This window comes from Roseomonas sp. FDAARGOS_362 (genome assembly GCF_002754815.1).
GTDB classification, from domain to species: domain Bacteria; phylum Pseudomonadota; class Alphaproteobacteria; order Acetobacterales; family Acetobacteraceae; genus Roseomonas; species Roseomonas mucosa.
On record NZ_CP024588.1, the window covers coordinates 2,254,636 to 2,276,924 of the forward strand.

General features: G+C 69.8%; 19 protein-coding genes. 15 read left to right on the top strand and 4 right to left on the bottom strand.

The features are described from left to right. Positions 1 to 89 precede the first annotated feature (89 nt). Positions 90 to 1,439: an amidohydrolase gene (locus tag CTJ15_RS15105; protein WP_075821359.1), complete on the top strand. Its 1,350-nt coding sequence runs from the start codon at positions 90 to 92 to the stop codon at positions 1,437 to 1,439. A 26-nt stretch (positions 1,440 to 1,465) separates the two neighbouring features. Here CTJ15_RS15105 and CTJ15_RS15110 read toward each other — a convergent pair whose 3' ends face one another. Continuing rightward, a complete protein-coding gene (locus CTJ15_RS15110; RefSeq protein ID WP_079253526.1) occupies positions 1,466 to 1,963 on the bottom strand; it encodes a DsrE family protein in 498 nt (165 codons plus the stop codon). A 267-nt stretch (positions 1,964 to 2,230) separates the two neighbouring features. Then, positions 2,231 to 2,845 carry a TetR/AcrR family transcriptional regulator gene (locus CTJ15_RS15115; RefSeq protein ID WP_058389310.1) on the bottom strand — a complete coding sequence of 205 codons (615 nt, stop codon included), beginning with the start codon at positions 2,843 to 2,845 and terminating at the stop codon, positions 2,231 to 2,233. A gap of 108 nt (positions 2,846 to 2,953) precedes the next feature. Between CTJ15_RS15115 and CTJ15_RS15120 the strand changes: the two genes are divergently transcribed. The 13 genes from CTJ15_RS15120 (at position 2,954) to CTJ15_RS15180 (ending at position 18,766) form a co-directional block, all read left to right on the top strand. After that, positions 2,954 to 4,123: an isovaleryl-CoA dehydrogenase gene (locus CTJ15_RS15120; protein WP_058389311.1), complete on the top strand. Its 1,170-nt coding sequence runs from the start codon at positions 2,954 to 2,956 to the stop codon at positions 4,121 to 4,123. Between the two features lie 10 nt (positions 4,124 to 4,133). Beyond that, the gene (locus CTJ15_RS15125) at positions 4,134 to 5,741 is read left to right on the top strand and encodes a carboxyl transferase domain-containing protein (RefSeq protein WP_058389312.1); all 1,608 of its coding nucleotides are present in this window, start codon (positions 4,134 to 4,136) and stop codon (positions 5,739 to 5,741) included. Between the two features lie 8 nt (positions 5,742 to 5,749). Continuing rightward, positions 5,750 to 6,565, top strand: a complete 816-nt coding sequence (locus CTJ15_RS15130; RefSeq protein ID WP_058389313.1) for an enoyl-CoA hydratase/isomerase family protein — start codon at positions 5,750 to 5,752, stop codon at positions 6,563 to 6,565. Positions 6,566 to 6,575: 10 nt separating this feature from the next. After that, positions 6,576 to 8,582, top strand: coding sequence for an acetyl/propionyl/methylcrotonyl-CoA carboxylase subunit alpha (locus CTJ15_RS15135; RefSeq protein ID WP_099781664.1), 2,007 nt, complete (start codon positions 6,576 to 6,578; stop codon positions 8,580 to 8,582). After that, the gene (locus tag CTJ15_RS15140) at positions 8,582 to 9,520 is read left to right on the top strand and encodes a hydroxymethylglutaryl-CoA lyase (protein ID WP_099781665.1); all 939 of its coding nucleotides are present in this window, start codon (positions 8,582 to 8,584) and stop codon (positions 9,518 to 9,520) included. Before CTJ15_RS15135 ends, CTJ15_RS15140 begins: the two co-directional genes overlap by 1 nt. Before the next feature lie 72 nt (positions 9,521 to 9,592). Beyond that, positions 9,593 to 11,299: an AMP-binding protein gene (locus CTJ15_RS15145; RefSeq protein ID WP_099781666.1), complete on the top strand. Its 1,707-nt coding sequence runs from the start codon at positions 9,593 to 9,595 to the stop codon at positions 11,297 to 11,299. Positions 11,300 to 11,399: 100 nt separating this feature from the next. Further along, a complete protein-coding gene (locus tag CTJ15_RS15150; RefSeq protein WP_353407967.1) occupies positions 11,400 to 12,185 on the top strand; it encodes an ABC transporter ATP-binding protein in 786 nt (261 codons plus the stop codon). Beyond that, positions 12,175 to 12,924, top strand: coding sequence for an ABC transporter ATP-binding protein (locus CTJ15_RS15155; protein WP_058389362.1), 750 nt, complete (start codon positions 12,175 to 12,177; stop codon positions 12,922 to 12,924). The genes CTJ15_RS15150 and CTJ15_RS15155 overlap by 11 nt, the downstream gene beginning before the upstream one ends. 91 nt (positions 12,925 to 13,015) lie before the next feature. Continuing rightward, positions 13,016 to 14,254, top strand: coding sequence for an ABC transporter substrate-binding protein (locus CTJ15_RS15160; RefSeq protein WP_019460791.1), 1,239 nt, complete (start codon positions 13,016 to 13,018; stop codon positions 14,252 to 14,254). 75 nt (positions 14,255 to 14,329) lie between these two features. Then, complete coding sequence (locus tag CTJ15_RS15165; RefSeq protein WP_075821363.1) at positions 14,330 to 15,214, top strand: branched-chain amino acid ABC transporter permease; 885 nt, start codon at positions 14,330 to 14,332, stop codon at positions 15,212 to 15,214. Positions 15,215 to 15,217: 3 nt separating this feature from the next. Then, the gene (locus tag CTJ15_RS15170; protein ID WP_058389363.1) at positions 15,218 to 16,207 is read left to right on the top strand and encodes a branched-chain amino acid ABC transporter permease; all 990 of its coding nucleotides are present in this window, start codon (positions 15,218 to 15,220) and stop codon (positions 16,205 to 16,207) included. A gap of 290 nt (positions 16,208 to 16,497) precedes the next feature. After that, a complete protein-coding gene (locus CTJ15_RS15175) occupies positions 16,498 to 17,316 on the top strand; it encodes an IS5 family transposase (protein WP_099780839.1) in 819 nt (272 codons plus the stop codon). 97 nt (positions 17,317 to 17,413) lie between these two features. After that, positions 17,414 to 18,766, top strand: coding sequence for a transposase (locus tag CTJ15_RS15180; RefSeq protein ID WP_099780841.1), 1,353 nt, complete (start codon positions 17,414 to 17,416; stop codon positions 18,764 to 18,766). Between the two features lie 336 nt (positions 18,767 to 19,102). On the opposite strand, the gene CTJ15_RS15185 is transcribed toward CTJ15_RS15180, so the two are convergent. Continuing rightward, positions 19,103 to 20,014, bottom strand: coding sequence for a LysR family transcriptional regulator (locus tag CTJ15_RS15185; protein WP_058389378.1), 912 nt, complete (start codon positions 20,012 to 20,014; stop codon positions 19,103 to 19,105). A 98-nt stretch (positions 20,015 to 20,112) separates the two neighbouring features. Here CTJ15_RS15185 and CTJ15_RS15190 point away from each other — a divergent pair, with 98 nt between their 5' ends. Continuing rightward, the gene (locus CTJ15_RS15190) at positions 20,113 to 21,279 is read left to right on the top strand and encodes an MFS transporter (protein ID WP_076970391.1); all 1,167 of its coding nucleotides are present in this window, start codon (positions 20,113 to 20,115) and stop codon (positions 21,277 to 21,279) included. Positions 21,280 to 21,450: 171 nt separating this feature from the next. Here CTJ15_RS15190 and pncA read toward each other — a convergent pair whose 3' ends face one another. Further along, entirely contained in the window at positions 21,451 to 22,113 is a 663-nt protein-coding gene (pncA, locus tag CTJ15_RS15195; protein WP_058389381.1) for a bifunctional nicotinamidase/pyrazinamidase, read from the bottom strand. Positions 22,114 to 22,289 lie beyond the last annotated feature (176 nt).

Here is a 22,289-nt window from a genome sequence, read left to right on the forward strand (position 1 = left end):
CCCTTGCCCCGGCAGGGGCGTGGGTGTCTTTCGGCCCGTATCGCGGGCAGGCTTGCCCCGCACATGAGCAGAGGCGGAAGGAACCAGGCATGGAGCCGAAAATGGGAACGGATCTGGATTTCGCCGCGGCGACCGGCGCCAACGATGGCGGCGTGGTGCGGATCCGGCGCGACCTGCACCGCTTCCCGGAGCTGGGCTTCCTGGAATACCGCACCGCCGCGAAGGTGGCCGTCACGCTGGAACGGCTCGGCTGGTCGGTGAAGGCGGGGCCGGAGGTCATGGTGGAGGGCGAGATGCCCGGCCGCCCCTCCCCGGCCGAGACCGTGGCGGCGCGTGAGGCGGCGCTGGCGGCCGGCGCGCCGCCGGAATGGGTGGCGCGCATGCCGGGCGGCCAGACCGGGGTGGTGGCGGAGCTGCGGCGCGGCGACGGCCCCGTGCTCGCCTTCCGCTTCGACATGGACGCGCTGCCGGTGCGGGAGACGGAGGTGCTGGACCATGCGCCGAACAGGGAGGGCTTCCGCTCGCGCCGCGCCGGGGTGATGCATGCCTGCGGCCATGACGGGCACACCGCCATCGGCCTGGCCCTGGCCGCCCGCCTCGCATCGCCGACCGCGCGCTGGCGGGGCACGATCCGCCTGATCTTCCAGCCCGCCGAGGAAGGCGGACGCGGCGCCCGGCCCATGGTGGCTGCCGGCGTCGTGGACGGGGTGGACCATTTCTTCGCCGGGCATCTCGGCTGCCTGCTGCCCTCGGGCACGGTGGCGCCGGTGGCCACGGGCTTCCTCTATTCCAACAAGCTGGATGCCTTCCTGGAAGGCCGCGCCGCGCATGCCGCGATGGGACCGCAGGAAGGGCGCAACGCCCTGCTGGCCGGGGCCACGGCGGCGCTGAACCTGCACGCCATCAGCCGCCATGCCGAGGCACCGACCCTGGTGAATGTCGGAAGGATGGTGGCGGGCAGCGGCCGCAACGTGATCGCCGATTCCTGCCACCTCGTGCTGGAGGTACGCGGCGGCTCGCAGGCGGCACTGGACTACATGGACTGCCGGGCGCGGGAAGTGCTGGCCGGGGCGGCGGCGATGCAGGATGTCGCGCTGCGCATCGAGGAGATGGGCGGCAGCATCGGCGCCACGCCGAGCCCGGAGGCCGCCGCCATCGTCGCGGACGTGGCGCGCACCGTGCCGGGGATCACGCGGATCGAGCCGGAATGGCCGATCGGCGGCGGCGACGATGCCACGCTGATGCTGCGCCGGGTGCAGGAACAGGGCGGCAGCGCGACCTACTTCCTGCTGGGCGCCGATCTCAAGGGCATTCACCACGCGGTGGATTTCGACTTCGACGAGGCGGCCCTGCCGCAGGGAGTGGATCTCTTCGCCGGAATCGCGGAGCGCCTGCTGGGGCAGGACCGGCCACACCACCAGGACGGCGGCGAGGCCTGAGCTCCGGCTCCACGGTCCGCATGGCCTCACGGATGGATATAGACGTAGCCCACCTGTTCCAGCGTCGCGATCTCGGCCACGCCGCTCGGCACGACATCCTCGGGCTTCGCCCCATGGAGCTGGCCCAGGGAGATGTGCCGCGCGTTGAGCGTGTTCGCGCAGATAAGGAACCGCACGCCATCCGCGCGCAGGGCATCCAGCTTGCCCGCGATCGCCTTGTCAGTGATCGCGAGCTTGAGCATATCCACGCCGGCGGAATGGTCCACCACGGCGATGCGCACATGCTCCTTGCCGACCGCATTGATGTGGTTGCGGATATTGTCGAGCAGCCCGTTGAAGTAGGGCGCGTTCGCCTCGCCCGTCACATCCTCGCCCAGCACATGGCGGCGGAAGAAGATCTCCGCCTTGATGAAGATCGAGATATCCGCGCTGCCGCCGTTGTTGTGGTAGACGACCTTCTGGATCACCTCGGGCGCCGACCCGGTGGGCGCGGCCCTTGCCGGGCAGGCCCATGCCGCCAGCATCAGGGCCGAAAAGAGTGTCGCGACGGCTTTCATTCCTGTCCTTGCCTCGGAAAACTTGCCGATCTGCGTAATATGCTGCAACGCAACGGGAAACAGAATTCGTCATGGTTGCGCGAGACTACGGACCCGGCATGGGTTTTCCACACGCAGTGAGTTTGTGTATCCCTTGAGATTATCTTCATGCGTGCATGAATCGCGTCATTTCCCCCATGACACGAATGCACCGGACAGCACCCCGATTCCAGCCCCGGCATGGTGTCGGAGCGGTCAGGCCGGCAATGCCTCCTCCGGGCGACGGCAGCCTTCGAGAACGAGGTCGGTGTGCAGCCGCACCACCTCCTCCGGCGTCAGGCGACCGTCCGGGCGGTACCAGGTGCAGACGCCGGTCAGCATGGCCAGCATGGCATAGGCGGCGACCCGCGTATCGGCCAGGGCGAATCCCCCCGCCGCGACGCCCGCGTCCAGCAGGGCGATGAGCCGGCCCTCATAGCCCCGGCGCAGGGCCAGGATGGCGTCGCGGTTCCGCGGCTCCAGCGCGCGCAGCTCGAAATTCGCCACATAGACCTCGCGCTTCTTGTCCATGTGGTAGAGCAGGTGATGCGCCACGAAGGCGCGCACCTGCCCCCGGGGATCGGGCGGCGCGGCGTCCAGCGCGGCCTCCGTGCTGGCGAGCAGCGCCTCCATATGCTCGCGCACCAGGCCGAAGAGCAGTTCCTGCTTCGAGGAGATATGGTTGTAGAGCGAGGCGGGCTGGATTCCGACCTCCGCCGCGAGGTCGCGCAGGCTCATCGCCTCGAAGCCATGCTCGTGGATCAGGGTCAGCCCGACCTCGCGGATCAGCGCCGCCGTGCGGGGGCCTTTCGAGCCTGCGATACGCGCCATCGTTTCCTTGACCTCTTCCCAGCCAGCATAAACTTACGTATGTTCGTTTGCAACGAGGCCCGTCAGTGGCCCCATGTCCAAGCGTGCGCGTTCAGGGGAGGGTTACGCATGTCCAGTGGCTTCCAGGGGCTGGATTTCGGCCTGGGCGAGACCACCGAGGCCCTGCGCGAGCAGGTCTCCGCCTTCGCACGGCGGGAGATCGCTCCACGCGCCGCGGAGATCGACCGCGAGAACGCCTTCCCCAACGATCTCTGGCGCAAGTTCGGCGATCTCGGCCTGCTCGGCATCACCGTGCCGGAGGAGCTGGGCGGCGCCGGCATGGGCTATCTCGACCATGTCGTGGCGCTGGAGGAAATCAGCCGCGCCTCGGCCTCGGTCGGGCTCAGCTACGGCGCGCATTCCAACCTCTGCGTCAACCAGATCCGGCGCAACGGCAGCGAGGCACAGAAGCAGCGCTACCTGCCGAAGCTGATCTCGGGCGAGCATATCGGCGCGCTGGCGATGAGCGAGCCAGGCGCGGGTTCCGACGTCGTGTCGATGAAGCTGCGGGCCGAGAAGCGCGGCGACCGCTACGTGCTCAACGGCAACAAGATGTGGATCACCAACGGGCCGGATGCCGATGTGCTGGTGGTCTATGCCAAGACCGATCCGGAGGCAGGGCCGCGCGGCATCACCACCTTCGTGATCGAGAAGGGCTTCCGGGGCTTCTCCACGGCGCAGAAGCTGGACAAGCTCGGCATGCGCGGCTCCAACACCTGCGAGCTGGTCTTCCAGGATTGCGAGGTGCCGGAGGAGAACATCCTGGGCGGCCTCGGCCGGGGCGTGAACGTGCTTATGAGCGGGCTGGACTACGAGCGCGCCGTGCTCGCCGCCGGGCCGCTGGGCATCATGCAGGCCTGCATGGATGTCGTGCTCCCCTATGTGCACGAGCGGAAGCAGTTCGGCCAGGCGATCGGCGAGTTCCAGCTCATGCAGGGCAAGCTGGCCGACATGTACAGCACGCTCAGCGCCTGCCGCGCCTATGTCTATGCCGTGGCGCAGGCCTGCGATCGGGGACAGACAACGCGCAAGGACGCGGCGGGCGCGATCCTCTACGCCGCCGAGAAGGCCACCTGGATGGCGCTGGAGGCGATCCAGTGCCTGGGCGGCAATGGCTATATCAACGAATACCCGACCGGGCGCCTGCTGCGCGATGCCAAGCTCTACGAGATCGGCGCCGGGACGAGCGAGATCCGCCGGATGCTGATCGGGCGGGAACTCTTCCGTGAAACGGCGTGAGGCGCGGGCCATGCCAGTCCTGGAAACCGCCCTCGATCCCCGCGGCGCCGAGGCACGCGCCAATGCCGAAGCGATGCGCGCCGTCACCGACGAGCTGCGTGCCCTGGCCGAGCAGGTCCGCCTCGGCGGCGGCGAGGCGGCGCGGCAGAAGCATCTGGGGCGCGGCAAGCTGCTGCCGCGCGATCGCATCCGGGCGCTGATCGATCCGGCCTCGCCCTTCCTGGAGATCGGCCAGCTCGCAGCGCAGGGCATGTATGGCGGCGAGGTGCCCTCGGCCGGAATGGTGGCCGGGATCGGCCGCGTCTCGGGGCGCGAATGCATGATCGTCGCCAATGACGCGACGGTGAAGGGCGGCACCTATTTCCCGCTGACGGTGAAGAAGCACCTCCGCGCCCAGGAGATCGCCGAGCAGAACCGCCTGCCCTGCCTGTACCTCGTGGATTCCGGCGGCGCCAACCTGCCGCAGCAGGACGAGGTCTTTCCCGACCGCGACCATTTCGGGCGCATCTTCTACAACCAGGCACGCATGTCGGCGCAGGGCATCCCGCAGATCGCGGTGGTGATGGGAAGCTGTACCGCAGGCGGCGCCTATGTGCCCGCCATGTGCGACGAGAGCATCATCGTCCGCAACCAGGGCACCATCTTCCTGGCCGGTCCGCCCCTGGTGAAGGCCGCGACCGGCGAGGTGGTGACGGCGGAGGAGCTGGGCGGCGCCGATGTCCACAGCCGCACCTCCGGCGTCACCGACCATTATGCCGAGAACGACGCCCATGCGCTGGGCATCGCCCGGAACATCGTCGCCAGCCTGAACGCCACGAAGCGCCCTTCCCTGGCGATCCGCGAGCCCCGCGCCCCGCTCTATCCGGCGGAGGACCTCTACAGCCTGATCCCCGCCGACCGCCGCAAGCCCTTCGAGGTGCGGGAGGTGATCGCGCGGCTGGTGGACGGCAGCGAGTTCGACGAGTTCAAGCGCCTCTATGGCGCCACGCTGGTCTGCGGCTTCGCCCATATCTGGGGCTATCCGGTGGGAATCGTGGCCAACAACGGCATCCTCTTCGGCGAGAGCGCGCAGAAGGGGGCGCATTTCATCGAGCTTTGCGCCCAGCGCGGCATCCCGCTGGTCTTCCTGCAGAACATCACCGGCTTCATGGTCGGCAAGAAGTACGAGACCGGCGGCATCGCCAAGGATGGCGCCAAGATGGTGACGGCCGTGGCCACCGCCGCCGTGCCGAAATTCACCGTGATCATCGGCGGCAGCTTCGGCGCCGGCAATTACGGCATGTGCGGCCGCGCCTATTCGCCGCGCTTCCTCTGGATGTGGCCCAATGCCCGCATCAGCGTGATGGGCGGGGAGCAGGCTGCCTCCGTCCTCGCCACCGTCCGCCGCGACGGCATCGAGGCCAGGAGCGGAAGCTGGAGCGCGGCGGAGGAGGAAGGCTTCAAGGCACCGATCCGCGCGCAGTACGAGACGCAGGGCCACCCCACCTATTCCTCCGCGCGGCTGTGGGACGATGGCGTGATCGACCCGGCCGAGACGCGCCGCGTGCTGGCGCTGGGCCTTTCGGCCAGCCTCAACGCGCCGATCGAGCCGACGCGCTTCGGCCTGTTCCGGATGTGAGGACCGCCATGAACGACACCATCCTGCTGCAGATCGACCCGCGCGGCGTGGCGCGGCTCACCCTGAACCGGCCAGAGCGGCACAATGCCTTCGACGACGCGCTGATCGCCGGGCTTTCCGCGGCGCTGGAGGAGCTGGGCGCGGACCCGCGCGTGCGCGCCGTGGTGCTGACCGGCGCCGGGCGCTCCTTCTCCGCGGGGGCGGACCTCGACTGGATGCGGCGCATGGCGGAACATTCGCACCAGGACAACCTCGCCGACGCGGCGAAGCTGGCGCGGCTGATGCACCTGCTCGCCCGCCTGCCGAAACCGACCCTGGCGCTGGTGCAGGGCGCGGCCTATGGCGGCGGCGTCGGGCTCGCCTGCTGCTGCGACGTGGTGCTGGCCGCCGACACGGCCCGCTTCTGCCTGAGCGAGGTGCGGCTGGGCCTGACACCTGCCACCATCAGCCCCTATGTCGTCGCCGCCATCGGGGCGCGGCAGGCGCGCCGCTACTTCACCACCGCCGAGGTGATCCCACCCCACCGGGCGCTGGAGATCGGGCTGGTGCATGAGGTGGTGCCGGCGGCGGAGCTGGAAGCAGAGGCGGAGAAGGTGCTGGAGGCGCTGCTGCAAGGGGCTCCGGGTGCGCAGGCGGCGGCCAAGGACCTCGTCTTCCTCTGCGAGGGACGCGTGGTGGACGAGGCCTTGTCCGCCGAAACCGGCCGGCGCATCGCCGAGCGGCGCGCCTCGGAGGAAGGGCGCGAGGGACTGGGCGCCTTCCTCGGCAAGCGCCCTCCGTCCTGGCGCATCCTCCAACGTATGCCGCCCGAGCGCATGAACTGAGGACGAGGCGATGTTCCGCAAGATCCTCATCGCCAATCGCGGCGAGATCGCCTGCCGGGTGATCCGCACCGCGCGGCGTCTCGGCATCGGCAGCGTCGCGGTCTATTCCGAGGCCGACCGCGCGGCGCGGCACGTCCATCTCGCCGACGAGGCCTATCCCATCGGCCCGGCCCCGGCGCGGGAAAGCTATCTCTCCATCCCCCGCATCCTTGATGCCGCGCGGCGCTCCGGGGCGGAGGCGATCCATCCCGGCTACGGCTTCCTGTCCGAGAACGCGGAATTCGCCGAGGCCTGCGCGGCGGCCGGGATCGCCTTCATTGGCCCGCCGGTCGCGGCGATCCGCGCCATGGGCTCGAAATCCGCCGCCAAGTCGATCATGGAACGCTCCGGCGTGCCGCTGGTGCCGGGCTATCACGGCGAGCGCCAGGAGATGGCTCTGCTGGCCGAGGAAGCCGCACGGATCGGCTATCCCGTGCTGATCAAGGCCTCGGCGGGCGGTGGCGGCAAGGGCATGCGCGTGGTCGAGGCGGCTGGCGATCTGGAGGCGGCCATCGAGGGCGCCAAGCGCGAAGCCAGGGCCTCCTTCGGCGACGACCATGTGCTGATCGAGAAGTACCTGACCCGACCCCGCCATATCGAGATCCAGGTCTTCGCCGACACGCAGGGCAACGCCGTCTCGCTCTTCGAGCGCGACTGCTCCATCCAGCGGCGGCACCAGAAGGTGATCGAGGAAGCCCCCGCCCCGGGGCTGGACGAGGCGCAGCGGCGCGCGATGGGCGAGGCCGCGATCGCCGCCGCGCGGGCCGTGGGCTATGTCGGCGCCGGCACGGTGGAGTTCATCGCGGAAGACGGGCGCTTCTTCTTCATGGAGATGAACACCCGCCTCCAGGTGGAGCATCCCGTCACCGAGGCGATCACCGGGCAGGACCTCGTGGAGTGGCAGCTCCGCGTCGCCGCCGGCGAGCCGTTGCCGCTGCGGCAGGAAGACCTCCGCATCCAGGGACACGCCATCGAAGCGCGGATCTATGCCGAGGACCCGTCGCGCGACTTCCTGCCCTCCACCGGCACGCTGGCGCATCTGCGCCAGCCACGCGAGAGCGACGGCGTGCGCGTCGATACCGGCGTGCGCCAGGGCGACGCGATCACGCCGAACTACGACCCGATGATCGCCAAGCTGATCGTGCATGGCGAGGACCGTGACGCGGCGGCGCAGCGCCTCGCGGCGGCGCTGGCGGAATACGAGGTGGTGGGGGTGCGCACCAACCTCGCCCTGCTGCGCGCCCTGGCCACGCATCCCGCCTTCCTGGCGGCGGATCTCGACACCGGCTTCATCGCCCGGCACCCGGAGGTGCTGGAAGGTTCCGCCGAGCCCGTACCGGACACGCCGGCCTGGGCGGCCGCCGCCTGGACGGTGCTGCGGGAGGAAGCACGGACTGCCGGGGCGGCGGCGCGAGGGTCGGGCGATCCCTTCTCGCCCTGGGCCACCGCCGATGCCTGGCGGATGAACGGGGCAGGCTACCAGGACCTGCTCTTCGAGGCCGGAGACGAGCGCGTTCTGCTGCGCGCGGCGCTGCGCCGGGACGGATCGCTGGACCTCACCCTGCCCGGCGGCAACAGCGCGCATGTGGCGGCGGAGGAGACGGAGGACGGGCTGCGCCTGCGCCTTGACGGCGTGCAGCACCGGATGGCCGTGGCACGGCAGGGCGACATGCTGACCGTGCTGCGCGGCGGCCTCGGCGTGCGGCTGCGCGTGCTCGATCCGCTGGCGCCGCCCGAAAGCCAGGCCGCCGGCGGCGACCGCGTGATCGCCCCGATCCCCGCCCGGGTGACGCGCGTCCTGGTTTCCCCCGGCGACAAGGTGGCCAAGGGCACGCCCCTGCTGGTCCTGGAAGCGATGAAGATGGAGCTCACCCTCTCCGCCCCCGCCGGGGGCGTGGTGGAGAGCATCCGCCATGGCGTGGACGAGATGGTGGAGGAAGGCACGCAGCTCGTGACCTTCGCAACGGAGGCGGCGTGATGTTCCCCGGTCATGTCCGCATCGTGGAGATGGGTCCGCGCGACGGGCTGCAGAACGAGGCGCGGCCCGTTTCCGTCGCCACGAGGATCGCGCTGGTCGAGGCCCTGGCCGATGCCGGCCTTCGCAGCATCGAGGCAGGCAGCTTCGTTTCGCCGAAATGGGTGCCGCAGATGGCGGGCACGGCGGAGGTGCTGGCCGGGCTCACGCCGCGCCCCGGCGTGGACTATCCCGTGCTGGTGCCGAACCTGAAGGGGCTGGAAGCGGCGCTGGCCGCCGGGACACGAGAGATCGCGGTCTTCGGCGCGGCCTCGGAGAGCTTCTCGCGCGCCAACATCAACTGCTCCATCGCCGAGAGCCTGGAGCGCTTCGCCCCGGTGGCGGAACAGGCGCTGACCGCCGGACTGCGGGTACGCGGCTATGTCTCCTGCGTGCTCGGCTGCCCCTATGAAGGCGCCGTGTCGCCGGAGGCCGTGGCGCGCGTCGCGGCCGCGCTGGCCGGCATGGGCTGCTACGAGGTCTCGCTCGGCGATACGATCGGCACGGGCACGCCGCTCGCCGCGCGGCGGATGGTCGAGGTTGTGGCGGAGCATGTGCCGCTGGAACGGCTGGCGCTGCATTTCCACGACACCTATGGCCAGGCGCTGGCGAATATCCTGGCCTGCCTGGAGCTTGGCGTCTCGGTGGTGGACAGCGCCGTGGCCGGGCTGGGCGGTTGCCCCTATGCCAAGGGTGCCTCGGGCAATGTCGCGACGGAGGACGTGGTCTACATGCTCGACGGCATGGGCATCGGGACCGGCGTGGACCTCCCCCGCCTCGCCGCGGCGGGGCGCATGATCTGCGCAGCGCTGGAACGTGAGCCGGCTTCCAGGGTGGCACGGGCGCTCGCCGCCAGAACCAATGAATGGGAGGTCCAGGAACCTCAGGTTCCTGGCGGATAGGGGGTCCGGGGGAAAGGCGGCGCCTTTCCTCCCGGGAGGCCCTCCGGAAGAAGCCAAGGGAGGACAGACAGGATGGGTGCCGGGGAACTCAGCTATGTCCATGGGGCCTGCGAGACGCCGCTGCTGAGCGACACGATCGGGCAGCGGCTGGACCGCACGGCGGAGACCTGGCCGGGCCGGCCGGCGCTGATCGACCGGGGCCAGGGCGTGCGCTGGAACTGGACGGAGCTGCGGGAGCAGGTGGACCGGCTGGCGGCGGGCTTCCTGGCGCTCGGGCTGCGGCGGGGCGAGCGGGTCGGCATCTGGTCGCTGAACCGGGTGGAATGGGCGCTGACCCAGTTCGCCGCGGCGCGCGCCGGCCTGGTGCTGGTGACGATCAACCCGGCCTACCGGCTGCACGAGCTGGAGTTCGCGCTGAACAAGGTGGGCTGCGCCGCGCTGGTGACGGCCACGTCCTTCAAGACCAGCGACTATGCCGGGATGCTGCGGCAGATCGCGCCGGAGCTGGACAGCGGCCCGCCGGGGAAGCTGCGCGCGGCACGGCTGCCGGCGCTGCGGGCGGTGATCCAGCTCGGCGGCCCCGTTTCCTCCGCCCCATTGGCCGGTGCCCTGCCCTTCGCCGATGTGCTGGCCCTGGGCGGGGAGCGGGAACGCACGGCACTGCGGGAACTGGGCCCGGCATTGCAGTTCGACGACCCCATCAACATCCAGTTCACCAGCGGCACCACCGGTACGCCGAAGGGCGTCACGCTGTCGCACCACAACATCCTGAACAACGGCTATTTCGTCGGGCAGGCGATGCGCCTGACCGAAGAGGACCGGATCTGCGTGCCCGTGCCGCTCTACCACTGCTTCGGCATGGTGATGGGCAACCTCGCCGCGCTGACGCACGGCGCCTGCCTGGTCTATCCGGGCGAGGGCTTCGACCCGGTGGCGGCGCTGGAGGCCGTCGAGGCGGAGCGCTGCACCGCGCTCTATGGCGTGCCGACCATGTTTATCGCCGAGCTCGACCACCCGCGCTTCGCGGAGTTCGACCTGTCCTCGCTGCGCACGGGGATCATGGCGGGTTCCCCCTGTCCCATCGAGGTGATGAAGCGCGTCACCAGTCGCATGAACATGCGCGACCTCACCATCTGCTATGGCATGACCGAGACCAGCCCGGTCAGCTTCCAGAGCGCGGTGGACGATCCGCTGGAACGGCGCGTCTCCACCGTCGGGCGCATCCACCCGCATCTGGAGGTGAAGATCATCGACACCGAGGGGCGGATCGTGCCGCGCGGGCAGCCGGGCGAACTCTGCACCCGCGGCTATTCGGTGATGCTGGGCTACTGGGACGAGGCGGCGCGGACGGCGGAGGCGGTCGACCCGGCACGGTGGATGCACACGGGCGACCTCGCCACCATCGACGAGGAGGGCTACTGCAACATCGTCGGCCGGATCAAGGACCTGGTGATCCGGGGCGGCGAGAACCTGTATCCGCGCGAGATCGAGGAGTTCCTCTACCGCCACCCGAAGATCCAGGACGTGCAGGTCTTCGGCGTGCCCGACCCACGCTATGGCGAGGAGCTCTGCGCCTGGATCCGCATCCGGCCGGGCGAGATGCTGACGGTGGAGGAGGTGCGCGGCTTCTGCGAGGGGCAGATCGCACACCAGAAGATCCCGAAATACGTGCAGTTCGTTAACGAATTTCCCATGACCGTGACCGGCAAGATCCAGAAATTCCTCATGCGCCGGCAGATGGAGGAGGAGCTGGGCCTGACGCGCCAGGAGACCGCCTGAGGGCGGGGCGGGCGGGTTGGTGGGGGATGCCACGATCCCGCTTGCGCCGGGGGGCGGCTTCGCCTTAACTCCTGTGCAAGACTGAAAAGAACGAGGAAGCATCCGGGTGGCCGACTACATCCTGGAGACCGAGGACATGACCAAGGAGTTCCGCGGATTCGCCGCGGTCTCCGGGGTGAACCTGCGCGTGCAACGCGGCAGCATCCATGGACTGATCGGCCCCAACGGGGCGGGCAAGACGACCTGCTTCAACCTGCTGACGAAGTTCCTCCAGCCGACACGCGGCCGCATCCGCTATAACGGCCGCGACATCACCGCGATGAAGCCCGCCGAGGTGGCCCGGCTGGGCCTCGTGCGCTCCTTCCAGATCTCGGCGGTCTTTCCCCACCTGACGGTGCTGGAGAACGTCCGCCTGGCCTTGCAGCGGGAGCGCGGCGGCTCCTTCGACTTCTGGCGGCGCGAATCCGTGCTCACCCGCTACGACGCCCGGGCGATGGAGCTGCTGGCCGAGGTCGGGTTGGCCAATGCCGCCGGGCTGACGGCGGGCTCGCTTTCCTATGGCCGCAAGCGGGCGCTGGAGATCGCCACCACCCTGGCGCTGGAACCGGAGATGATGCTCCTGGACGAGCCTACCGCCGGCATGACGCACGAGGACGTGGACCGCGTCACCGCCCTGGTGAAGCGCGTGGCCGCGGGCCGCACCGTGCTGATGGTGGAGCACAACCTGAAGGTGGTGGAGGGGCTCTGCGACCGGATCACCGTGCTGACACGCGGGCGCATCCTGGCGGAAGGTCCCTATGCCGAGGTCTCGCGCAACCCGGAGGTCGTGGCCGCCTATCTCGGCACCGACCCCACCATCGCCGGAGGCACCGCCCATGCCGCCTGAGGCCCTCTTGGAGGAACGCCCCGGCTCCGCCTCTTCCGGCGAGGCGCTGCTGAAGGTGCGCGGTCTGCAGGCCTGGTACGGCGAGAGCCACGTGCTGCACGGCATGGACTTCGACGTGCGGCCGGGCGAGGTGGCGACGCTGCTGGGCCGCAACGGCGCCGGCAAGACCACCACCCTGCGCAGCATCATGGGCCTCGTCGGGCGCCGCAGCGGCTCGGTGGGTTTCGAGGGGCGGGAGCTGATCCGCGCCCGGCCAGACGAGATCGGACGCGCCGGCATCGCCTATTGCCCGGAGGAGCGCGGCATCTTCGCCGCGCTGAACGTCACCGAGAACCTGATGCTGCCGCCGGTGGTGCGGCCGGGCGGGCTCGACATCCCGACCATCCACACGCTCTTCCCGAACCTGAAGGAACGGGCGAACAGCCCCGGCACGAAGCTCTCGGGCGGCGAGCAGCAGATGCTGGCCATCGCGCGCATCCTTCGCACCGGCGCGCCGCTGCTGCTGCTGGACGAGCCGACCGAGGGGCTGGCGCCGGTGATCGTGCAGCAGATCGGCGCCACGATCCGCGAGATCAAGGCGCGCGGCTTCACCGTGCTGCTGGTGGAGCAGAACTTCCGCTTCGCCCAGACCGTGGCCGACCGGCACTACGTGGTCGAGCATGGGAGGGTGGTGGACGGCTTCCGCAACGACGAGCTCGCCAGCGCGGCGGAGCGGCTGCAGGAATATCTCGGCGTCTGACCCCCGCCCCGCCCGGCTTTCCGGCGGGGCGGATGCAGGAAACGGGCGGCAACGCCGCCGGAAACCAACGAAAGCCAGGGAAACCCCAGGAATGACCCTATCCCGCCGCACGACCCTTCTCGGCGCAGCGACCCTGCCCGCCCTGGGGCTGCTGCCCTTCCGCCCGGCCCGGGCACAGGCCGGGGGCACGATCAAGATCGGTGTGCTGAACGACATGTCCGGCGTGTACCGCGACATTTCCGGCCCCACCTCCGTCGCCTGCGTGCGCCAGGCGGTGCAGGACAGCGGCATCGAGGCCAAGGGCGTGAAGGTCGAGGTCGTGGCCGCCGACCACCAGAACAAGCCGGATGTCGGCGCCAACGTCGCCCGCCAGTGGTTCGACCAGGACGGCGTGGACATGATCATCGACGTGCCCAACAGCGCCGTGGCGCTGGCGGTGAACAGCGTCGTGAAGGAGAAGAACAAGGTCTATGTCAACTCCACCGGTGGCACGACGGAGCTGACCGGCGGCCAGTGCTCGCCCAACACCGTCCACTGGACCTATGACACCTACATGCTCGCCAGGTCCACCGGCGGGGCGATGGTGAAGCAGGGCGGCGACAGCTGGTACTTCATCACCGCCGACTATGCCTTCGGCCATGACCTGGAAAGGAACACCACGAATTTCGTGAAGGAGGCCGGCGGCAAGGTGCTGGGCTCGGTGCGCCACCCGCTGCAGAGCACGGACTTCTCCTCCTTCCTTCTCCAGGCGCAGCAGAGCCGGGCCAAGGTGATCGGCCTCGCCAACGCCGGGACGGACACGATCAACGCGGTGAAGCAGGCCGCCGAGTTCGGCGTCACCCGCCGTGGCACCAAGATCGCCGTGCTGCTGATGTTCATCAACGACGTGCATGGCCTGGGGCTGAACGCCGCCCAGGGGCTGGTCTGCACGGAAAGCTTCTACTGGGACCTGAACGACCGCACCCGCGCCTTCACCAACCGGGTGAAGGGCTCGCTGAACGGCAACATGCCGGCCATGTCGCATGCCGGCTGCTATGCCGGGGCGCTGCACTACCTGAAGGTGGTGGCCGAGATGGGCGCCGCCGCCGCCAAGGCCTCGGGCGTGGAGACGGTGAAGCGCATGAAGGCCATGCCGACCGACGACGACTGCTTCGGCGCGGGCAAGATCCGCGAGGACGGGCGCAAGCTGCACCCGGCCTATCTCTTCGAGGTGAAGGCACCCGGCGACAGCAAGGGACCCTGGGACTACTACAAGCTGCTGGAGACCACCTCCGCCGAGGACGCCTGGCGGCCGCTCTCGGCCGGCGGCTGCCCGCTCGTCCGCTCCTGATCCCCCCGAGAGGGAGGGCTGGCCGGGAGGGCGCCGCGCCGCCCTCCCCCGCCTGCCCGCACTGAGAGGCACAAGATGGAAGACCTGTTGTTCCAGTTGGAGATGGGCCTGCCGCAGATCGTCCTGGGCCTCGTGAACGGCGCCTTCTACGCGCTTCTCTCGCTGGGCCTGGCGGTGATCTTCGGCATGCTGCATGTCATCAACTTCGCCCATGGGGCGCAGTTCATGATGGGCGCCTTCGTCGCCTGGATGCTGCTGAACTGGCTGGGCATCGGCTACTGGCCCGCGCTGATCCTTTCCCCCCTCATCATGGGCGTGCTGGGCGTGGTGATCGAGCGCCTGCTGATCCGCCGGGTTCAGGGGGCGGACCCGCTCTACGGCCTGCTGTTGACCTTCGGCCTCGCCCTGATGATCGAGGGCGTCTTCCGGCAGTATTTCGGCTCTTCCGGCATGCCCTACGCCCCGCCCGCCTCGCTCACCGGCATGCCGCTCGATCTCGGCTTCATGATCCTGCCGGTGTACCGCGCCTGGGTCGTGGTGGCCGCGCTGATCCTCTCGCTCGGCACCTGGCTGGTGATCGAGAAGTCGCGCCTCGGCGCCTATCTGCGCGCCGCCACCGAGAACGCCGCGCTGGTGCAGGCCTTCGGCGTCAACGTGCCGCGCCTCGTCACCCTGACCTATGCCGGCGGCGTGGCGCTGGCGGCGCTGGCGGGCGTGCTGGCGGCGCCGATCTACTCGGTGAACCCGCAGATGGGCTCCAGCCTCATCATCACCGTCTTCGCCGTGGTGGTGATCGGCGGCATGGGCTCCATCCTGGGCTCGGTCGTCACCGGCTTCGGCCTGGGGCTGGTGGAGGGGATGACCAAGGTCTTCTACCCCGAGGCCGCCTCCACCGTGATCTTCGTCGTCATGGCGATCGTGCTGCTGGTGCGGCCCGCCGGCCTGTTCGGGAGGGCCTGAACCATGTCCGCCAGTTCCACCGCGCCGCGCGACCTGAGCGCGCCGCCCACCATGCCGGGCCTGCTCGGCTTCAGCCGGGGCCAGGGCATCGCCCTGATCCTGCTGGTCGCCTTCCTGCTGGCGGGGCCCTTCGTCCTCTATCCCGTCTTCCTGATGAAGCTGCTCTGCTTCGCCCTCTTCGCCTGCGCCTTCAACCTGCTGATCGGCTATGTCGGCCTGCTCTCCTTCGGCCATGCCGCCTTCTTCGGCATGGGCGGCTACCTCGCCGCCCACGCGGCCAAGGTCTGGGGGCTGACGCCGGAGGTCTCGATCCTGGCCGGCGGCGTCGTCGGCGCCGTGCTGGGCCTCGCCTTCGGCTGGCTGGCGATCCGGCGGCAGGGCATCTACTTCGCCATGATCACCCTGGCCCTGGCGCAGATGGTCTTCTTCTTCTGCCTCCAGGCGCCCTTCACCCATGGCGAGGACGGCATCCAGTCCGTTCCGCGGGGGCGCCTCTTCGGGGTGATCGACCTCGCGCCGGACATGGCCATGTACTGGCTGGTGGCCGCGGTCTTCCTGATCGGCTTCCTGCTGATCCACCGCATCGTCCATTCTCCCTTCGGCCAGGTGCTGAAGGCGATCCGCGAGAACGAACCGCGCGCCACCTCGCTCGGCTACCGCGCCGACGACTACAAGCTGATGGCCTTCGTGCTCTCGGCGGCGCTGTCCGGCGTCGCGGGCGGCACCAAGTCGCTGGTCTTCGGCATCGCCACCCTCACCGATGTCCACTGGTCGATGAGCGGCGAGGTGGTGCTGATGACCCTGCTCGGCGGCCTCGGCACGCTGTTCGGCCCGGTGGTCGGCGCCGCGGTGATCGTGGCGATGCAGAACTACCTTGCCCCCTTCGGCGCCTGGGTGACGGTGATCCAGGGCGCCATCTTCGTCATCTGCGTCGTCGCCTTCCGCGCCGGCATCGTCGGCGAGATCGGGCGACTGCTGAAGACGAAGCTCTGAGGCTGGGCCTTGCGCCGTCCGGGGGACAAGGTGCCTGCTGACACCGGATCGCGCCGGAGAGCCATGCTTTCCGGCGGCGGATACGAACGGCGGGGTGCATGGATCATCGGCGGCGTCACGGTCCGGTGCCGGTGCTGGCCACTCCCTGCGCCTGCATGGGCCAGGGTCTTCCGCCCTGCCTGCCATCCCGGGCTTTAGGGTTTTAGAACCCGTTTCATAACGGCTGAGGCGGGGTGAGCGGCGGGAGTTCTGCGCGTTCGGAGGGTGTCTGACGTCCTTCGAGGTGGCCCATGTGGACCCCTGCCGCCCGCGCGCAGCTTGCGCGCGGCTCCCAGCCTTATGCAACGTGCCTAACCGATGCCGAGTGGGCCCTGGTCGAGCCCTTCTTGCCAAGCCCTGCAAAGACCGGACGACCCCGGTCCTGGCCGATGCGGCGGGTGGTCGATGCGATCCTCTACGTGCTCCGTACCGGCTGCGCCTGGGCGCATCTGCCCCGCGACTTCCCGCCGCCCGGGACCGTGCACCGTTGGTTCCTGCGCCTCTCGCGCCGGGGCACCTTCGAGCGACTGGCGCACGCCCTCATCATGGCCGACCGCGAGCGGGTCGGCCGAGAGGCCTCACCGACAGCGGCGGTGTTGGACGCCCAATCCGTCCGCTCGGGCGGTGTCGGCGTGAAAGGTGTCCGCGGCTACGATGCCGGGAAGAAGGTGACGGGCCGCAAGCGCCACGCCCTGGTGGACACGGACGGTAGGCTCCTGCTCGCCGCCATCTCGCCCGCCTGCCTGCATGACAGCCGAGGGGGTGCGGCCCTCCTGGCCATGTCGCGCCGCCCTTGGCCGTTCCTGGCCCGCTGCTTCGCCGACCGCGCCTACGCCGGTCCGCGGGTCGCCCGAGCCTCCCCCGTCGCCGTTACCATCATCGGCAGCGCACCCGGCCAGAAAGGCTTCGCCGTGCAACCCAGGCGCTGGGTGGTGGAGAGGTCCTTCGCTTGGTTCGGCCGCTGCCGACGCCTCGCTCGCGATCACGAGGCCACCGTCGGTTCCGCCGTCGCCTTCTTCACCCTCGCCGCCGCCATGATCCTCGTCCGGCGTCTGGCTCAGCCGTTATGAAACGGGGTCTTAGCTCGACTTTGGCCATCTGAGGCAGGCGTAGGCGGCGAGGCGGGTGACTGGCTAGGCTGGCGTGTCCCCGCCAAGAGACGCCGCCATGCTTCACCTGCCATCCCGCTTCGCCGCGGTGATCCTGAGCTTTGCGCCGCTGTTTTTCCAGCGCAGCTGGCAACACGCGGAGGTGCTGCTGATCGGGGCTATCCTGGCACCCGGCAAACGTACGGTGACCAGCCTGTTGCAGATCAGCGGGCTCGCGCAGGAGCGGCGCTTCGTGAACTATCATCGGGTGCTCAACCGGGCGGTCTGGAGCCCCCGGGCAGCATCGCGTCTTCTGCTGGCGCACCTGATCACAGCCTTCGCGCCGGATGGGCCGGTCATTCTGGGCATTGACGACACGATTGAGCGGCGCCGTGGCAAGCGGATTGCGGCCATGGGCATCTACCGCGACCCGGTACGCTCCAGCCACGGCCACTTCGTAAAGGCTTCTGGCCTGCGTTGGATCAGCCTGATGCTCTTGGCACCTGTTCCCTGGGCCGGTCGGGTTTGGGCGCTGCCGTTCCTGTCCGCGCTGGCGCCCTCGGAACGGTTTTGTCGCGACCAGGGACAGCGGCACAAGAAGCTCACCGACTGGGCCCGCCAAATGATCCTGCAGACACGCCGCTGGCTTCCTGGGCGGGACATCGTGCTGGTCGGCGACAGCGGCTTTGCAGCCCTGGAACTGCTGGCTGCGCTGACCCGGCACAGGATCACCGGGGTCACGCGCCTGCGGCTCGATGCCGCGCTCTATGACCCGGCGCCACCCCGGCTGCCTGGCACCAATGGTCGGCCCCGTACCAAAGGGGCGCGCCGGCCCAACCTGGCGGAGGTGCTGGTCCGCACCGATACATGCTGGCAGCGCATGGTGGTCCCCCGCTGGTACGGTGGGGGCGAGCGTCACGTCGAGATCTGCTCGGCCACTGCCGTGTGGCGTCATGGCGGGATGCCCATCGTGCCGATCCGCTGGGTGCTGGTCCGCGATCCTCATCGCCGGTTCGAGCCGCAGGCCCTGCTGTGCACCGAGCCTGATCGAACGCCGGAGCAGATCCTGTTCTGGTTCATCCAGCGCTGGCAACTGGAGGTGACCTTCCAGGAGACCAGGGTGCATCTTGGGGTCGAGACTCAGCGACAGTGGTCGGACCTCGCCATCGCCCGCACCACGCCATGCCTGCTCGGGCTGTTCTCCCTCGTCACCCTCCTGGCCGCCCAGCTCAGAACCTCAGAACGCAGAGCCGCAATGAGCAGCGCCTGGTACCGCAAGGACCGTCCGACCTTCAGTGACACCCTCGCCGCCGTGCGGCGGCACATCTGGCGTGAGCAAGGTTTCCTCACATCCCGGCACAGCGGTCACAGCACAAAACCTCGGCGAGCGCTCCAGCACGCCTGGGCTTACGCCATCTGCCACGCCGCGTGATGGCCAAAGTCGAGCTTAGGACTTTAGGTTTTTAGCCCTTTATCCGTCCGGATGGATGTTGGGCCTCGCCCCGTGGCGCGAGCGGATGTCGCCTGGGTTCGCACCTCCAGGGACCGGGCCAGAGCGGTGTGATGTTGATTATATTCCTATATCCTGAGCCGGGCCTGGGAAGCAAGAGACATTGGGCGCGCGGCGGGATCGAACCTTCGGGCTGACGGTCACCGCTCGTGCCAGCTCATCGGGTCCAGGGCGCGCAGCGTCCTGGCGGTGAGGGGGTTCCGGGGCGAGAGGCGGAGCCTCTCCCCCGGGGGCAGGCCAAGGGGCACGACGCCGCCTTCATCCCCGCGCCCCTGGCCGCAGATGCTCCGCCAGGAAATCCACCAGGACGCGGATGCGGGCTGGCATGGTGGCGCCGCCGACGAAGACCGCGTGGATGCTTTCCCGGTCCTGCGGATTGTATTTCTCCAGCAGCGGCACCAGCCGTCCGGCGGCGATCTCGTCATCGATATGGAAATGGCCGACGCGGGTGATGCCGACGCCTTGCAGGGCGAGCTGCACCAGGGTCTCGCCGTTGTTCGCGGTCATGTTGCCGGAAACCCGCATCAGATAGTCCCGCCCACCCTCGCGAAAGGGCCAGCCGGGCTCGATGCGGCGGAAGCTGAAATCGAGGCAGTTGTGCCGGGCGAGATCGGCCGGCCGGCGCGGCACCCCCGCGCGGGCGAGGTATTCCGGCGAGGCCACCACGCTGCGCCCGGTATCCCCCAGCTTCCGGGCGGAAAGCGGGCTGTCGGCCAGCGGCCCGAAGCGGACGGCGACATCGGCGCGGCCGCCGAGCACGTCGGCGATCTGGTCGTTGATGTCGATCTCCACGCTGATGCCGGGATAGCGCTCCACGAAGGCCCCTAGCAGCGGCACGATCACCATCCGCCCATGCGCCATGGAGGTGCTGACCCGCACCCGCCCGCGTGGCGAGGCCTGGTCGGCGATGCCGCTTTCCACCTCGTCGAGGTCGGCCAGGATGCGGGTCGCGGCACGGAGATAGGCCTCCCCCTCGGCGGTCAGCCGCAGCCGGCGCGTCGTGCGCACCAGCAGGCGCACGCCCAGCCGTGCCTCGATGCGGGCGACGATGCGGCTGACGGCCGAGGGGGTGAGGCCCAGCGTACGGGCGGCGCCTGACAGGCTGCCTTCCCGCGCCACCGTGGCGAAGGCCTCCATCTCCCCCGCCCGATCTGTCCTTTCACGCGGCATCTGTGCCTCCGGCGCAAAGATCCTGGTCCGCCATCCCTACTACCGCGATGCACCAAAGCCGACCAAGTGCCGCGGCGGAACAATCCGGACCCTGTCCCATGAGTCTCAACCCACCGCTCCTGGCGCTGGCCATCGGTGCCTTCGGCATCGGCGTCACGGAATTCGCCCCGATGGGCATGCTGCCGGTGATCGCCGGCGACCTCGGCGTCTCCATCCCCAGGGCGGGGCTGCTGGTCAGCGCCTATGCGATGGGCGTGCTCCTCGGCGCGCCCCTGATGACGCTCGCCTTCGCCCGGATGCCGCGCCGGCGCCTGCTGATCGGGCTGATGGGCATCTTCACCCTCGGCAACATCCTGTCCGCCCTGGCGGGCGGCTACGGCATGCTGCTTCTCGCCCGCATCATCACCTCCCTCAACCATGGCGCCTTCTTCGGCGTGGGTGCGGTGGTGGCGGCCGGCCTCGTCCCGCCCGAGCGGCGCGCGGCGGCCGTCGCCGCCATGTTCTCGGGCCTGACCATCGCCACGATCGGCGGCGTGCCGCTGGCCACCTGGGCTGGCGAGGCGGTGGGCTGGCGCATCGCCTTCTGGGGCATCGCGGCGGTGGGCGTCCTCGCCATGATCGCGCTGCGCCTCTCCCTGCCGCCGCTGCCGGCCGAGGCCGGGGCCGACATGCGGGCGGAGCTTCGGGTGCTGCGGCGCGGGCCGGTACTGGCCGCGCTGGGCCTGACCGTGCTGGGCGCCAGCGCCATGTTCACCGTCTTCACCTATATCGCCCCCATCCTGCGCGGCGAGACGGGGGCGGGCGCGGGTTTCGTGACGGCGATGCTGGTCGTCTACGGCCTCGGCCTCGCCGCCGGGAACTGGCTGGGAGGCCGCCTGGCCGACCGTTCCATGGACGGCACGCTGATCGGTTCCCTGGCCGCGCTGGTGGTCCTGCTGCTGCTCTTCGCCGCCGGGATGCGCTGGGAGGCGACTGCGGCGCCGCTGATCTTCCTCTGGGGCGTGGCCAGCTTCGCCATCGTCCCGCCGTTGCAGATGCGGGTCGTGGCCACCGCCGCCGAGGCGCCGAACCTCGCCTCGGCGATGAACATCGGTGCCTTCAACCTGGGCAATGCCATCGGCGCGGCGCTCGGTGGCGGGGTGCTCGATGCCGGACTCGGCTATCCGGCGATCTCGGTCGCCGGGGCGGCCATGGCGGCGTCCGGCCTCGCCATGATGCTCCTTCTGCGACGCCGGCGTCCGGTTCCCGCCATGGCCTGCGGCTGATCCGGGCCGCGTTCCTCCGGCGGCATCGCCGGGGGAGTCTCGCCCCGCCCCCTCTCCGCCGGGGACCGAAGCCAATCCCCGGCCCCCGGGGCTTGCATCGACTCCGTGCGATCACCGTCCGTCCGTGGCCTGCCCCCCCCCCAAGAACAGGTGGAAACGCGGGGCGCCGCCTCAGCCCAGCAGGGCGATGCTGCCCAGGGTGGCGATCCCGGAATCCCGGAACCCCTCCAAGGCGACCTCCAGCGTGTCCCCGCCCCCGGGCAGCGGCGCGGCGATGCCACGGCAGGCATCGAGGATCACCACCGCCTCGAAACCCAGCGCCACCGCATCCCGCGCCGTGGCCGCGACGCAGAAATCCGTGGCCAGGCCGCACAGGAAGACGCGCCGCACGCCCAGGGCGCGCAGATAGCCGGGGAGGCCCGTGCCGGTTTCGCGGTCGTTCTCGGTGAAGCCGCTGTAGCTGTCCACCTCCCGCCGCATCCCCTTGCGGAAGATCGCCTGCAAGGGCCGCGTCTCCAGCGCCGGATGCAGGGCCGCACCGGGCGTGCCCTGCACGCAGTGGTCCGGCCACAGCGTCTGCGGGCCATAGGGGAAATCCACCATCTCGAAGGGCGCGCGGCCGGGATGCCGGCTGGCGAAGGAGAGATGGTCCGGCGGATGCCAGTCCTGCGTCGCCACCACCCGGCCGAAGCGCGGCATCAGCGCATTGGCCAGCGGCAGGATCGCGTCGCCATCGGGGACGGGAAGCGCGCCGCCCGGCATGAAATCGGGCTGCACGTCCACCACGATCAGGACATCGGTTTCCGGGTTCGGCGAGAGCGGCGTCGCGGACATGCCGACAGCTTCCCGCGCACGGCCCCCGCCGTCCAGCCTTCGCCCCGGATGCCCGGAGAGAGCTGCCCCGGCGGCGGGACCCTGTCCGCCCCGTGGCGCCGGACACCTTGCTGCTCTTCACGGCCAGCCAGCCCCTGCGACGGCCTGAAGCAATGCCTGGGCTTCTTCCACGGCCC

Coding starts and splice junctions, on each gene's coding strand:
- CTJ15_RS15105 (WP_075821359.1), top strand. CDS start 90: ATGGAGCCGAAAATGGGAACGGATCTGGATTTCGCCGCGGCGACCGGC.
- CTJ15_RS15110 (WP_079253526.1), bottom strand. CDS start 1,963: ATGCTGGCGGCATGGGCCTGCCCGGCAAGGGCCGCGCCCACCGGGTCG.
- CTJ15_RS15115 (WP_058389310.1), bottom strand. CDS start 2,845: ATGGCGCGTATCGCAGGCTCGAAAGGCCCCCGCACGGCGGCGCTGATC.
- CTJ15_RS15120 (WP_058389311.1), top strand. CDS start 2,954: ATGTCCAGTGGCTTCCAGGGGCTGGATTTCGGCCTGGGCGAGACCACC.
- CTJ15_RS15125 (WP_058389312.1), top strand. CDS start 4,134: ATGCCAGTCCTGGAAACCGCCCTCGATCCCCGCGGCGCCGAGGCACGC.
- CTJ15_RS15130 (WP_058389313.1), top strand. CDS start 5,750: ATGAACGACACCATCCTGCTGCAGATCGACCCGCGCGGCGTGGCGCGG.
- CTJ15_RS15135 (WP_099781664.1), top strand. CDS start 6,576: ATGTTCCGCAAGATCCTCATCGCCAATCGCGGCGAGATCGCCTGCCGG.
- CTJ15_RS15140 (WP_099781665.1), top strand. CDS start 8,582: ATGTTCCCCGGTCATGTCCGCATCGTGGAGATGGGTCCGCGCGACGGG.
- CTJ15_RS15145 (WP_099781666.1), top strand. CDS start 9,593: ATGGGTGCCGGGGAACTCAGCTATGTCCATGGGGCCTGCGAGACGCCG.
- CTJ15_RS15155 (WP_058389362.1), top strand. CDS start 12,175: ATGCCGCCTGAGGCCCTCTTGGAGGAACGCCCCGGCTCCGCCTCTTCC.
- CTJ15_RS15160 (WP_019460791.1), top strand. CDS start 13,016: ATGACCCTATCCCGCCGCACGACCCTTCTCGGCGCAGCGACCCTGCCC.
- CTJ15_RS15165 (WP_075821363.1), top strand. CDS start 14,330: ATGGAAGACCTGTTGTTCCAGTTGGAGATGGGCCTGCCGCAGATCGTC.
- CTJ15_RS15170 (WP_058389363.1), top strand. CDS start 15,218: ATGTCCGCCAGTTCCACCGCGCCGCGCGACCTGAGCGCGCCGCCCACC.
- CTJ15_RS15175 (WP_099780839.1), top strand. CDS start 16,498: ATGTGGACCCCTGCCGCCCGCGCGCAGCTTGCGCGCGGCTCCCAGCCT.
- CTJ15_RS15180 (WP_099780841.1), top strand. CDS start 17,414: ATGCTTCACCTGCCATCCCGCTTCGCCGCGGTGATCCTGAGCTTTGCG.
- CTJ15_RS15185 (WP_058389378.1), bottom strand. CDS start 20,014: ATGCCGCGTGAAAGGACAGATCGGGCGGGGGAGATGGAGGCCTTCGCC.
- CTJ15_RS15190 (WP_076970391.1), top strand. CDS start 20,113: ATGAGTCTCAACCCACCGCTCCTGGCGCTGGCCATCGGTGCCTTCGGC.
- pncA (WP_058389381.1), bottom strand. CDS start 22,113: ATGTCCGCGACGCCGCTCTCGCCGAACCCGGAAACCGATGTCCTGATC.